This window comes from Streptomyces griseorubiginosus (assembly GCF_001514195.1).
Lineage (GTDB): Bacteria > Actinomycetota > Actinomycetes > Streptomycetales > Streptomycetaceae > Streptomyces > Streptomyces griseorubiginosus.
On record NZ_KQ948735.1, the window covers coordinates 328,377 to 341,022 of the forward strand.

Consider the following 12,646-nt stretch of genomic DNA (forward strand, 5'->3'; position numbering starts at 1 on the left):
CCCGGTGCCAAAGAGGCATACGTAAGCTCGTCGCGGCTTGCTCAACGGCTGCGGTACCCTAACGCCATGCGTGCCGTACGCCTTCTGCTTAGCGAGCCGCGCTGATCAGTCCCGACCACCGGTGAAGACGTGGTCGGAATCGGCGCGGCGTCCCCTCCTGTGCGAGGGGATTTTTCGTTTCCGGACGACACCAGCCGCTGGCAGAGACGATCGATGGAGCTTTGAGGACCATGAGCGAGACGAACCCCGCTGCCGCCGAGCCGGCCGCGCCGCACCGCTACACGGCCGCCGTCGCGGCCGAGATCGAGGCACGCTGGCAGGACTTCTGGGACGCCGACGGCACCTACGCGGCGCCGAACCCCAAGGGCGACCTGGCGGGCGACCCGGAGGTCGTCGCCCGGCCCAAGAAGTTCATCATGGACATGTTCCCCTACCCGTCGGGCGCGGGCCTGCACGTCGGCCACCCCCTGGGCTACATCGCCACCGACGTCTACGCCCGCTTCCAGCGGATGACGGGTCACAACGTCCTGCACACCCTGGGCTTCGACGCCTTCGGCCTGCCCGCCGAGCAGCACGCCGTCCAGACCGGCGAGCACCCGCGGATCACCACCGAGGCCGCGATCAACAACATGAAGTCCCAGCTGCGCCGGCTGGGCCTGGGCCACGACAAGCGCCGGTCGTTCGCCACGATCGACCCGGACTACTACAAGTGGACCCAGTGGATCTTCCTGCAGATCTTCAACTCCTGGTACGACGACGAGGCGAAGCAGGCCCGCCCGATCTCCGAGCTGATCGCCCGCTTCGAGTCCGGTGAGCGCCCGGTGCCCGGCGGCGGCTCCTGGAGCGAGCTGTCCGAGGCCGCCCGCGCCGACATCCTGGGCGAGTACCGGCTGGCCTACGCCTCCGACGCACCCGTCAACTGGTGCCCCGGGCTGGGCACCGTGCTGGCCAACGAGGAGGTCACCGCCGACGGCCGCTCCGAGCGCGGCAACTTCCCGGTCTTCAAGGCCAAGCTGCGCCAGTGGAACATGCGGATCACCGCGTACGCCGACCGGCTGCTGGACGACCTGAACGAGCTGGACTGGCCCGAGGCCATCAAGCTGCAGCAGCGCAACTGGATCGGCCGCTCCGAGGGCGCCCGCGTCGACTTCCCGATCGACGGCGAGCACATCACCGTCTTCACCACCCGCCCCGACACCCTGTTCGGCGCGACCTACATGGTGCTGGCACCCGAGCACCCGCTGGTCGAGAAGTTCACGCCCGCCGTCTGGCCGGAGGGCACCCACGATGCCTGGACCGGGGGGCACGCGACCCCGGGCGAGGCCGTCGCCGCCTACCGTGCGCAGGCCGCCTCCAAGTCCGACGTCGAGCGCCAGGCCGAGGCCAAGGACAAGACCGGCGTCTTCACCGGCTCCTACGCCACCAACCCGGTCAACGGTGAGCCGGTCCCCGTCTTCATCGCGGACTACGTCCTGATGGGCTACGGCACCGGCGCGATCATGGCCGTCCCCGCCCACGACTCCCGCGACTTCGCGTTCGCGCGCGCCTTCGAGCTGCCCGTGGTGTGCGTCGTCGAGCCGACCGACGGCCGCGGCACCGACACCGCCACGTGGGAGGACGCCTTCGTCTCCTACGACGCGAAGATCGTCAACTCCACCGGCAAGGGCGTCTCCCTGGACGGCCTGGGCGTCGTCGAGGCCAAGGCGCGCATCACCGAGTGGCTGGAGAGCGAGGGCGTCGGCGAGGGCACCGTCAACTTCCGCCTGCGCGACTGGCTGTTCAGCCGCCAGCGCTACTGGGGCGAGCCCTTCCCGATCGTCTACGACGAGGACGGCATCGCCCACTCGCTGCCCGAGTCGATGCTGCCGCTGGAGCTGCCCGAGGTCGAGGACTACTCGCCGCGCACCTTCGACCCGGACGACGCGGACACCTCCCCGGAGACGCCGCTGTCCCGCAACGAGGACTGGGTGAACGTCACCCTGGACCTGGGCGACGGACGCGGCCCGCGCGCGTACCGCCGTGAGACCAACACCATGCCCAACTGGGCCGGTTCCTGCTGGTACGAACTGCGCTACCTGGACCCGCACAACTCCGAGAAGCTGGTCGACCCGGAGATCGAGCGGTACTGGATGGGCCCGCGCGAGGGTCAGCCGCACGGCGGTGTCGACCTGTACGTCGGCGGCGCCGAGCACGCCGTGCTGCACCTGCTGTACGCGCGCTTCTGGTCCAAGGTCCTGTTCGACCTGGGGCACATCTCGTCGCCCGAGCCGTTCCACAAGCTGTTCAACCAGGGCATGATCCAGGCCTTCGTCTACCGCGACAGCCGGGGCTTCCCGGTGCCGGCCGCCGAGATCGAGGAGCGGGACGGGAAGTTCTTCTTCCAGGGCGAGCCCGTCAAGCGCGAGCTGGGCAAGATGGGCAAGTCCCTGAAGAACGCCGTCACCCCGGAGGCGATCTGCGAGGAGTACGGCGCCGACACCCTGCGCCTGTACGAGATGGCCATGGGTCCGCTGGACGTCTCGCGGCCGTGGGACACCCGCGCGGTGGTCGGCCAGTACCGGCTGCTGCAGCGGCTGTGGCGCAACGTCGTCGACGAGACGACCGGCGAGGTCACCGTCGTGGACACCGAGCCCGACGAGGCCACGCTGCGCGCCCTGCACAAGGCGATCGACGGTGTGCGGCACGACCTGGAGGGCCTGCGCTTCAACACGGCCATCGCCAAGGTCACCGAGCTGAACAACCACCTGACCAAGGCGGGCGGCCCGGTGTCGCGCCAGGTCGCCGAGGCGCTGGTGCTGCTGGTCACGCCGCTGGCCCCGCACATCGCCGAGGAGCTGTGGCGCAGGCTGGGCCACACCGACTCGGTCGTCCACCAGGACTTCCCGGTCGCCGACCCGGCCTACGTCGTGGACGAGACCGTGACCTGCGTGGTCCAGGTCAAGGGCAAGGTCAAGGCCCGCCTGGAGGTCTCGCCGGCCATCTCCGACGAGGAACTGGAGAAGGTCGCGCTGGCCGACGAGAAGGTCGTGGCGGCGCTGGACGGGGCGGGCATCCGCAAGGTGATCGTGCGGGCGCCGAAGCTGGTGAACATCGTTCCGGCGTAGTGCCGGTCCGGCGCTGTGCGCGGGTTCCGTCTCGGCCCCCTAGGGGTTGCGTGCGGGCAGGTTCGGGGTTCCTCCGGAACTCCGGGCCTGCCCGTTGCGTTTACCTTGGAAGAGCGGCGCGGCGCGTGCCGTGCCGGTCGGAGGAGGAGACGTGGAAGCAGTGATCGCGATCGTGGCCCTGCTCTTCGTGCTCTTCGTGGTGCTCGGCGTGTACGCGACGGTGAAGGTGGTCGGCGCCGCCAAGCGAGGCGTGGACCGCACCCTCACCCAGGCCCGGCGCACGGTCGAGGACCACACCCTGCGCGCCAAGTCCTTCGCCCAGGTCGGCCCGGCGGGCGAACTGGCCCAGCTGCGGCTGAAGCTGCGCACCTCGATGCGCGCCACCCAGGAGGCGCTGAAAGCGGGCGCCCCCGAGGACGAGTCCCTCAAGGAGTCGATCGGCCTCTTCCAGCGTCTCAGCGCCCACGGCCATGAATTGGACGGCGAGCTCAAGCGCCTGGAGTCCGAGCCCGACCGTACGAAGCTCGCCGAGCGCCTACCCGGCCTGCGGGAGCGCACCGAGCGCATCACACAGTCGGCCGACTCCCTGCGCTGGGCGGCCCGTGACCGCGCCCGCCGGTTCGCCGACGACGACCTGGACACCCTGAGCGCGCAGATCGACGTCGAGTCCGGAGCCCTGCGGCACTGGACCAAGGCCGAGCCCACCGCGACACCGCCGCCGTGGCCCGAGGCCTCCGCCGCGGAGGGCGGCACCGAGCAGCAGACCTGGCCCGAGACACCCCGCTCCCGCACCGCCGAGGAACCGACGCGGCCCGCGATCACCCCGCCCGGCGTCCGCCCGGCCTACCCCTGGCAGAAGAAACCCCGTCCGGAGAGCACGACTTGATGCCCGGCCCGGCACCCGCCCCGAACCTGCCACGGCAGCCCCGGGCGACAGGGGCCGGGCTGCCGCCCGCACGCTACGGCAGGTAACCTCCAGCTCATGTCCCGCCATGTCGCGATCGTCACGGATTCAACGGCCTACCTGCCGCAGGGGACGATGGAGCGGCACGGCATCACAGCGGTCCCCCTGACCGTGGTCCTCGGTGACCGCGCCCTGGAGGAGGGCACCGAGATCACGGCCCGCTCGCTGGCCCAGGCGCTCCAGAAGCGACGTCCCGTCACCACCTCACGGCCCAGCCCCCAGGCCTTCGCCGAGCACTACCGCAAGGTCGCCGAGTCCGGCGCGACCGGGATCGTGTCGCTGCATCTGTCCGCCGAGCTCTCCGGCACCTACGACGCGGCGGTCGTGGCGGCGCGAGAGGCGCCGGTGCCGGTGCGGGTGGTCGACACCGGAATGATCGCCATGGCCCTCGGGTTCTGCGCGGTCGCCGCCGCCGAGGCCGCCGAGACGGGCGGCACGGTGGACGAGGCGGTCACCGCCGCGGAGAAACGGGCCGCGGGCACGGCCGCCTACTTCTACGTCGACACCCTCGACTATCTGCGCCGCGGGGGCCGGATCGGGGCCGCGCAGGCCCTCCTCGGCTCCGCGCTCGCGGTGAAGCCGCTGCTGAAGCTCGACGGCGGCCGGATCGAGCCCCTGGAGAAGGTGCGGACGGCGTCGAGGGCCATCGCCCGCCTGGAGGAGATCGCCGCGGACCGGGCCGGCAGCGCGCCGGTCGACATCGCGGTGCACCATCTCTCCGCCCCCGACCGGGCATCCGCCCTCGCGGACCGCCTGCGGGCACGGGTGACGGGGCTGGCCGATCTGCATGTGAGCGAGGTCGGGGCGGTGATCGGGGCGCATACGGGGCCTGGGTTGCTGGGGGTTGTGGTCTCGGCTCGGTGACGGGGCAGTACGGCCCGAGTTGCTGGGGATATGTGGGCTGTGCGTGAGGGCGGTTCACTCGTGCGGGTGGCGGAGTTGTCCACAACCGGTGGGTAGTCCACGGGAATTGACCAAGATCATCGCGAGAGCGCGGGTCTGGTCGATCCTCGGCGCATGGCACTTCGATCACGTTCACGCACAGCGACGGCAACCAGCGGACCGGGCCGCGGCCCCCGCTCCGACGGACGCTCACGGCATCGCCGACCGCCCGCCCCCCGAGGTGCAGGAGGCGGCCGGGCTCGGCACCGGCATGCCGCCTCGGCGGACGAACTCCGGCGGCGGGCGGAGGTGTTGTTCGCCGAACGGGTGGGCGCTCGGAGGGACTCGGGCAAGGGACCGCCGACGGGTGGGCGTGACCTGGCCGGGGAAGGGGCGGATGTCGATGCCGTCGATCTCGTCGGGGGCGGTTCCGGTTCGCCGATCGACGGGGTTGGTGCCGGGGACGGGTACGAGGCTCGGCGTGACGGCTCTGCCGGGTACGAGGCTCGTCTTGATGGTTCCGCCGGGGACGGTGCCTGGCGGGAGCGGGCCGGGATGGCTCTGCGGGAGCGGTTGCCGGTGTGGTTGCAGGCGCGGTACGGGCTGGAGCGGCGGAACGTAGTAGCACTCTCCGTACTGCTGGTCGTGGCCGCGGTGTTCGCCGTGCAGCACTTCTGGACCGGCCGCACGCAGTCGGTCCAGGCGCCCGAAGTCGTCCGGGCGGCGGCTCCGTTCGGGGAGAGCGGGTCGGTCGAGGCCGGTGCGGGCGAGGGCGGCGGTCGGGGCGGTCAGGGCGGGGAGCAGCCGGCGGTCTCGGGCGGGATGCCCAACACCCCGGGCGCGGCGGGCGCCGAGATCGTCGTGGACGTCAGCGGCAAGGTCCGTGAACCCGGCGTCCATCGGTTGCCGGCCGGATCCAGGGTGGCCGACGCGCTGAAGGCGGCGGGCGGTGTGCGGCCGGGCACGGACACGGACGCCCTCAACCGCGCGCGGTTCCTGGTGGACGGCGAGCAGGTCGTGGTCGGCGGCCCGGCTCCCGCGCCCGGCGCGGGAGGCGTACCCGCCAACGGTGCTCCGGCCGCTCCCGGTGGCGGCCCGGCCGGTGCGGCGGCCCCCGTCTCCCTGAACACGGCCACCGTGGACCAGCTCGACACCCTGCCCGGTGTCGGCCCCGTGCTGGCCCAGCACATCCTCGACTACCGCACCCAGCACGGTGGCTTCCGCTCGGTGGACGAGCTGCGCGAGGTCAACGGCATCGGCGACCGCCGCTTCGCCGACCTGCGGAATCTCGTACGGCCATGAGGTACGGCTCGGAGGTCCGGCGAGGGGACGAGAGCGAGACACGCGGGCCGGGCGAGGCGCGCAGGTCAGGCGAGGCGCGCAGGTCGGGCGAGGCACGCAGGTCGGGCGAGACACGTGGGCCGGCCGGAGTCGGACGGGGTGGACGGTCCGCCGTGCACGCCGCCTCCGGGAAACGGCTCGGGGACGCCCATCCCCGGCAGGAGGGCCCCACGGACCTGCGACTGGTCCCCGCGGCGCTGGCGGCGTGGGTGACGGCCGCGGTCGCCCTGGGGCTGCCTGCGGGGTGGGTCACCGGGCTTGCGGCCGGGTGTCTCGTCGTCGCCTGCGTGCTGTTGTCGGGACGGTGGCGCCGGGTGAGGAGTGTCGGGGGGAGGGGTGTCGGCGGAAGTGGCGGGGTCCCTGTGCGGGGCGTCGACGGCAGGGGCAGGGGCAGGGGCAGGGGCAGAGGCAGGGGCAGGGTCCCGGTCGCCGCTGTGCTGCTCTGTGTCGCGGCGGCCGCCGTGTCCGCGGGGCTGCACGGGGCGGATCTGCGGCGGGGACCGGTACCGGAACTGGCCCGGCGGTACGCCACCGTGACCGCCGAGGTCGAACTGACCGCCGACCCCCGTCTCACCCGGCCCCGGATCACAGGGGACCACGCGGCACCCACCGCCGTGGTCGTCGAGGCCGACGTGCGGCGGGTGGAGACAGTGGGCGGGAGCGCCGTGGCGACCCGGACGCCGGTGCTCGTGATCGTCGATGTGCGTGCGAAGGCGAGGAAGGGAGCTTGGCGTCCCGGTGTCGGTGGGGTGACGTCCGGGCCGCCGTACGCGTCGGGCGGCTCGGTCACGTCGGCCACGTCGGACGCCTCGGCCGCGGACGAGCCCTCGCGGTCACCCTGGCTAGGACTGCTGCCGAGCACGCGTGTGCGGGTGGTCGCCCGGGTGGTGCCGCCGCTGATCGGGGGAGACCGGGTCGCGGCCGTGCTGCGGGTGCGGGATCGGGCGGGACCCGAGGTCGTGGGGGAAGCGTCGGCGGCACAGCGGTTCGCGGGGCGGCTGCGGGCCGGACTGCGCGAGGCCACCGACGGGCTGCCGGCGGATGCCCGGGCCCTGTTGCCGGGACTGGTCGTGGGGGACACCTCGCGGATCACACCGGAGCTGGACGAGGCGTTCAAGGAGACCGACCTCGCGCACACGCTCGCCGTCTCCGGCAGCAACCTCACGATCCTGCTCGTCCTGCTCATCGGGCCGCCCGGACTCGCCCAGCTCGTCGAACGACGGGGACTGGCACCGCGGCTCGGGATGTCGCTGCGGACGACCGCGCTGGCCGGCGGTGGGCTCACGCTGGCGTTCGTCGTCGTGTGTCGGCCGGACCCCAGTGTGCTGCGGGCCGCGGCCTGCGGGGCCGTCGCGTTGCTCGCCCTCGCGACCGGTCGCCGCAGATCGCTGATCCCGGCGCTGGCGACGGCCGTCCTGCTGCTGGTGCTGTACGACCCGTGGCTGGCCCGCAGTTACGGGTTCCTGCTCTCCGTCCTGGCCACCGGGGCCCTGCTGACGCTGGCGCCGCGCTGGAGCCTGGCGTTGCGGCGGCGCCGGGTGCCGCCCCGGCTGGCGGAGGCGTTGGCGGCGGCGTCAGCAGCCCAGGCCCTGTGCGCTCCGGTGGTCGCCGTGCTGTCGGCGCGGGTGAGCCTGGTCGCGGTGCCGTGCAATCTGCTCGTGGAGTTCGCGGTCGCACCGGCCACGGTCCTGGGCTTCGCGGCGCTGGCGACGGCGCCTGTGGCGATGCCGGTGGCCAAAGGCCTGGCCTGGTGTGCGAGTTGGCCCGCCGGATGGATCGCGGAGGTCGCCCGCACCGGGGCGTCGCTGCCCGGCGGGGGCGTGGACTGGCCGGGGAGCTGGGCGGGGGCCGCGCTCCTCGCCCTCGCCACCGCACTCGTGCTGCTCGTGGGGCGACGGCTGCTCGGACACCCCTGGTGGTGCGCGGTGTGCGCGCTGCTGTTCGCACTGGCGGTGGTGCAGCCGCCGCCGCTGACCAGGGTGGTCACGGGATGGCCGCCGCCGGGGTGGCGGCTGGCGATGTGCGATGTGGGCCAGGGGGACGCGGTGGTGCTGGCGGCGGGCGAGGGCACGGGCGTGGTCGTGGATGCCGGGCCCGATCCGGGGCTCGTCGACGGCTGCCTCCGCACCCTCGGCGTCACCAGGGTGCCCCTCGTGGTCCTGACCCACTTCCACGCCGACCACGTGGCGGGCCTGCCCGGGGTGCTGCGGGGGCGGTCGGTGGGGGCGATCGAGACGACGGGGTTCGAGGAACCGCTGGACCAGGCCGAGTCCGTACGGCGGCAGGCGGCGGCCCGGGGGATCCCGGTGACGCGGGCGGCGGCCGGGGAGCGGCGGCGTACGGGGACGCTGGACTGGGAGGTCCTGTGGCCGCCCGCGGGCCCGACGCCGGCGGTGGCGGCGGACGGGCCGAACGACGCCAGTGTCACGATGCTGGTCCGTTCGGCAGGGCTGCGCTTCCTCCTGCTCGGGGACCTCGAACCCCCGGCGCAGCAGGAGCTGTTGAGGTCGCCGGCGGGGGCGCGGCTGGCGGGGGTGGACGTGCTCAAGGTCGCTCACCACGGTTCGGCCTACCAGGACCCGGAACTGATACGCCGGGCCGCCCCGCGGCTGGCGCTGATCTCGGTCGGGGCCGACAACTCCTACGGTCACCCGGCGCCCAGCACGGTCGCCGCGCTGCGGGCCGGGGGTGCGGTGGTGCTGCGGACGGACCGGGACGGGGCGTTGGCCGTCGTCGGGTCCGGCGGCGACCACGGCGACCGTGGGGACCGTGGTGGCCATGGTGAAGGGGGCGCGGGGGGCGGGGCCGAGGGGGCCGGAGGCAGTGCGGGCGGGAACATCGAGGGGGGAGGAGGCCGTGGTGCTCGCGGTGGGGAGCTGTGGGTGGCGCGAGACTGAGGGCATGAATCCCACACAGGTTGACGCCTATCTCCGCCGCCTGGGAGTCCAGCACCCGGCATGGCCCACGGTGGAGGTCCTGCGCGAGCTGCATCTGCGCCATCTCCAGACCGTGCCCTTCGAGAACCTGTCGGTCCACCTCGGCGAGGAGATCGTGCTGGAGGAGGAGCGGCTGGTGGAGAAGGTGGTGGGCGACGGGAGAGGGGGTTTCTGCTACGAACTGAACGGGGCGTTCGCAGGCCTGCTGGCCGCGCTCGGCTTCGATGTGACGCTGCTCGCGGGGCGGGTGTACGGCGACGAGGGGCGGCTCGGGATCCCGTACGACCATCTGGCTCTGCGGGTGCGGACCGTGGACGGGGGCGAGTGGCTGGCCGACGTCGGGTTCGGGGCGCACAGTCACTATCCGCTGGCGTTCGGAGCGCGGGACGAGCAGGAGGACCCCGGCGGCACCTTCCGGATCGTGGAGGCGGGGCCCGACGCGGCGGGAGTGCGGGGCGGGGACGGCGCGCCGGCCAAGGGCGGGGGTGAGGCCGCGGATCTGGAGGTCGTCGTGGGCGGCAGGAGCCAGTACCGGCTGGAGGTGCGGCCACGGGTGCTCGGGGACTTCGTGGCCGGGGCGTGGTGGCACAGCACCTCGCCGGCCTCGCACTTCACCCAGTCCCTGGTGTGTTCGAGGGTGACGGAGGACGGCGGCCGGATCACGCTCAGCGGGCGGGTCCTCAAGGTGACGGGGGCGGACGGGGAGCGCGAGGAGCGGGAGTTGGGGACGGACGAGGAGGTGCTGGAGGTGTACCGGGAGCGGTTCGGCGTCGCGCTGGACCGGGTGCCGGTGGTGCGGAACGCCGGTCGGGTCGGATAGCGGCAGGTACGAGGTGGGGTGGGGTGGGCGGTGGCGGTGACCTGGAAAATGGTTCCGTGAGCGATGTGAGACATGTGCTGGTGCTGCCTGACCGGGATGCCGCGGAAGAGGTCGTCGAGGCGCTGCGGGAGCGGTTCGCGGTGGCCGAGGAGCCGCAGGTCGTCCGGGACGCGCTGGCGGGTGAGGACGACGCGGAGGACGCGCAGTGGCTGGTCGTGCTCCGCGACGAGGCGGGACGGCTGGATCCGGGGGAGCTGGACGCGTTCGCGGGGGAGTGGGAGGGGTGGCGGGAGGAGCCGTAGGTCCGCGGCCGGTGCGGTGTGCCGGGCCTGGGCGGGGCCGGCTCGCGGCGCCATCCCACCGGCACCCCGACGACGGGCAGTCCGGCCTCGGGCACCGACGGCCCCTCCGCTGCTGCCGGGCTGTCAGTGGCGCGTGCCATGCTGTACGCGATGGCCAAGAAGAGTGCTGATGACGACCTGCTCGCTCCTGTGACCCTTGCCGTGGGGCAGGAGGAGCTGCTGCTCGACCGGGCTGTGCAGGAGGTGGTCGCAGCGGCTCGGGCCGCTGACGCCGACACCGATGTACGGGACCTTGCTTCGGAGCAGTTGCAGCCGGGGACGCTCGCCGAGCTGACCAGTCCGTCGCTGTTCGCGGAGCGCAAGGTCGTGGTCGTGCGCAACGCGCAGGACCTGTCGGCCGACACGATCAAGGACGTGAAGGCGTATCTCGGCGCCCCCGCCGAGGAGATCACCCTGGTGCTGCTGCACGCCGGCGCGGCGAAGGGCAAGGCGCTGCTCGACGCCGCGCGCAAGGCGGGGGCGCGGGAGGTCGCCTGCCCCAAGATGACCAAGCCGGCGGACCGGCTGGCCTTCGTGCGCCAGGAGTTCCGGGCGACCGGGCGGTCCGCCACGCCCGAGGCGTGCCAGGCGCTCGTCGACGCCATCGGGAGCGACCTGCGGGAGCTGGCGTCCGCGGTCTCGCAGCTCGTCGCCGATGTCGAGGGGACGATCGACGAGGCCGTCGTGGGGCGGTACTACACGGGGCGGGCCGAGGCCTCCAGCTTCACCGTCGCCGACCGGGCCGTGGAAGGACGGGCCGCGGAGGCGTTGGAGGCGCTCAGGTGGTCGCTCGCGACCGGGGTCGCACCGGTCATGATCACCAGTGCGTTGGCGCAGGGGGTGCGGGCCATCGGCAAGCTGTCCTCCGCGCGGGGCGGGCGTCCCGCCGATCTCGCCCGGGAGCTGGGGATGCCGCCGTGGAAGATCGACCGGGTGCGGCAGCAGATGCGGGGGTGGACGCCGGACGGGGTGGCGTTCGCGCTGCGGGCCGTGGCCGAGGCGGACGCGGGGGTGAAGGGCGGCGGGGACGACCCCGAGTACGCGCTGGAGAAGGCGGTGGTGGCGATCGCCCGGGCGGCGCGGTCCCGGGGACGGGGCTGAGGGGCGCGGTTCGGGGGTGCCGGGTGAGGTTGTTCGGCGGGTGCGGGTTGGTTGTGGCTGGTCGCGCCCACGCGGCGGAGCCGCATATCCATACAGCCCCGCGCCCCTGGGTAGGTGGTCACGACCGCGCCTGCCTGGACCCCGTGTCTCCCTCCGAGGAGAATCGGACTAGTCAGCCGAACATCGCCGGAACACGGAAAGGTGGCGGTCGTCATGGCTGAGCATCCGCATGCGGCGCTTGTACGCAAAGGGTTCGAGGCGTTCACCCGAGGGGACATGGACACCCTGCGGGAGTTGATCGCGAAGGACGCCACGCACCATGTGCCCGGTAGTCACCCGCTCTCGGGGGACTTCAAGGGGCAGGACGCGATCATCGACATGTACCAGAGGATCGGGGAGGCCACCGGCGGCTCGATGCGGCTCGAGATGCTGGGGATCGCCGTCGACGGGCGCGGCCACGCGGTCGGCATGTGCCGGATCACCGCGGAGCGCAAGGGCCGGCGCCTGGACGACACGGGATGCATCGTCTTCCGGATCGTCGGGGACAAGGTCACCGACCTCGACGAGTGCGTCGAGGACATCGACAAGAGCAACGAGTTCTGGGCCGACTGAACACCGAAGGCCCCGATGCCGTCGTCCTGGGGAAGGGCGAGGGCGTCGGGGCCTCGGTTCAAGCTTTCGGAGACCACGCCCGCGTGGCGAACGCAGGCCGCGCGTGGCTCCTGGGTGCCGGTCGGGAGCGGATGAGAGAGGGCCCGCTCGGGTCCTTCCGGCGTCAGATCAGAAGAGGGAGGCCTTAGAGGGCCGCGACCTTCGAAGCAAGCGCCGACTTCTTGTTGGCGGCCTGGTTCTTGTGGATGACGCCCTTGGAGACGGCCTTGTCGAGCGCACGCGCAGCAGCGCGCTGGTACTCGGTGGCCTTCTCGACGTCACCCGCGGCAGCGGCCTCGCGGGCCTTGCGGATCGCGGTCTTCAGAGAGGACTTGACGGCCTTGTTGCGCAGCCGGGCCTTCTCGTTGGTCTTGTTCCGCTTGATCTGGGACTTGATGTTCGCCACGAATGAGCCTCTACAGGTTCAGGCACGGGACCATGCTGGACCCGTACCGGTGATTTTCAGAGTGTGTGCCTCGCGCTGAGAGGGCATGAGACACAGCTGC

Annotated in this window: 10 protein-coding genes; 9 read left to right on the forward strand and 1 reads right to left on the reverse strand. The window is 72.7% G+C overall.

Going from position 1 to position 12,646, the window contains the following annotated elements; translation table 11 throughout:
• Window positions 1-230: 230 nt before the first annotated feature.
• From leuS to AQJ54_RS08070, 9 genes are all read left to right on the forward strand, one after another.
• Entirely contained in the window at window positions 231-3,104 is a 2,874-nt protein-coding gene (leuS, locus tag AQJ54_RS08030; RefSeq protein WP_062235456.1) for a leucine--tRNA ligase, read from the forward strand.
• Window positions 3,105-3,255: 151 nt separating this feature from the next.
• A complete protein-coding gene (locus tag AQJ54_RS08035) occupies window positions 3,256-3,990 on the forward strand; it encodes a hypothetical protein (RefSeq protein ID WP_079069783.1) in 735 nt (244 codons plus the stop codon).
• 96 nt (window positions 3,991-4,086) lie between these two features.
• Window positions 4,087-4,932, forward strand: coding sequence for a DegV family protein (locus tag AQJ54_RS08040; protein ID WP_020136219.1), 846 nt, complete (start codon window positions 4,087-4,089; stop codon window positions 4,930-4,932).
• 153 nt (window positions 4,933-5,085) lie between these two features.
• Window positions 5,086-6,252: a ComEA family DNA-binding protein gene (locus tag AQJ54_RS42955; protein ID WP_063806404.1), complete on the forward strand. Its 1,167-nt coding sequence runs from the start codon at window positions 5,086-5,088 to the stop codon at window positions 6,250-6,252.
• 152 nt (window positions 6,253-6,404) lie between these two features.
• Window positions 6,405-9,188 (forward strand): ComEC/Rec2 family competence protein, encoded by a 2,784-nt coding sequence (locus AQJ54_RS08050; RefSeq protein ID WP_062235465.1) that lies wholly within the window; start codon window positions 6,405-6,407, stop codon window positions 9,186-9,188.
• A gap of 4 nt (window positions 9,189-9,192) precedes the next feature.
• Window positions 9,193-10,047: an arylamine N-acetyltransferase family protein gene (locus tag AQJ54_RS08055; protein ID WP_062235471.1), complete on the forward strand. Its 855-nt coding sequence runs from the start codon at window positions 9,193-9,195 to the stop codon at window positions 10,045-10,047.
• Window positions 10,048-10,103: 56 nt separating this feature from the next.
• Complete coding sequence (locus tag AQJ54_RS08060; RefSeq protein ID WP_078616656.1) at window positions 10,104-10,349, forward strand: hypothetical protein; 246 nt, start codon at window positions 10,104-10,106, stop codon at window positions 10,347-10,349.
• A 150-nt stretch (window positions 10,350-10,499) separates the two neighbouring features.
• Window positions 10,500-11,489 carry a DNA polymerase III subunit delta gene (gene holA, locus AQJ54_RS08065; protein WP_199821175.1) on the forward strand — a complete coding sequence of 330 codons (990 nt, stop codon included), beginning with the start codon at window positions 10,500-10,502 and terminating at the stop codon, window positions 11,487-11,489.
• Window positions 11,490-11,702: 213 nt separating this feature from the next.
• Complete coding sequence (locus tag AQJ54_RS08070; RefSeq protein WP_062028064.1) at window positions 11,703-12,101, forward strand: nuclear transport factor 2 family protein; 399 nt, start codon at window positions 11,703-11,705, stop codon at window positions 12,099-12,101.
• Window positions 12,102-12,285: 184 nt separating this feature from the next.
• Here AQJ54_RS08070 and rpsT read toward each other — a convergent pair whose 3' ends face one another.
• Entirely contained in the window at window positions 12,286-12,546 is a 261-nt protein-coding gene (rpsT, locus tag AQJ54_RS08075) for a 30S ribosomal protein S20 (RefSeq protein WP_020136226.1), read from the reverse strand.
• Window positions 12,547-12,646 lie beyond the last annotated feature (100 nt).

What these genes read in the sequence shown, in the direction of transcription:
- holA (WP_199821175.1), top strand. Translation starts at nt 10,500, where the DNA reads ATGGCCAAGAAGAGTGCTGATGACGACCTGCTCGCTCCTGTGACCCTT.
- AQJ54_RS08070 (WP_062028064.1), top strand. Translation starts at nt 11,703, where the DNA reads ATGGCTGAGCATCCGCATGCGGCGCTTGTACGCAAAGGGTTCGAGGCG.
- AQJ54_RS42955 (WP_063806404.1), top strand. Translation starts at nt 5,086, where the DNA reads ATGGCACTTCGATCACGTTCACGCACAGCGACGGCAACCAGCGGACCG.
- AQJ54_RS08040 (WP_020136219.1), top strand. Translation starts at nt 4,087, where the DNA reads ATGTCCCGCCATGTCGCGATCGTCACGGATTCAACGGCCTACCTGCCG.
- leuS (WP_062235456.1), top strand. Translation starts at nt 231, where the DNA reads ATGAGCGAGACGAACCCCGCTGCCGCCGAGCCGGCCGCGCCGCACCGC.
- AQJ54_RS08055 (WP_062235471.1), top strand. Translation starts at nt 9,193, where the DNA reads ATGAATCCCACACAGGTTGACGCCTATCTCCGCCGCCTGGGAGTCCAG.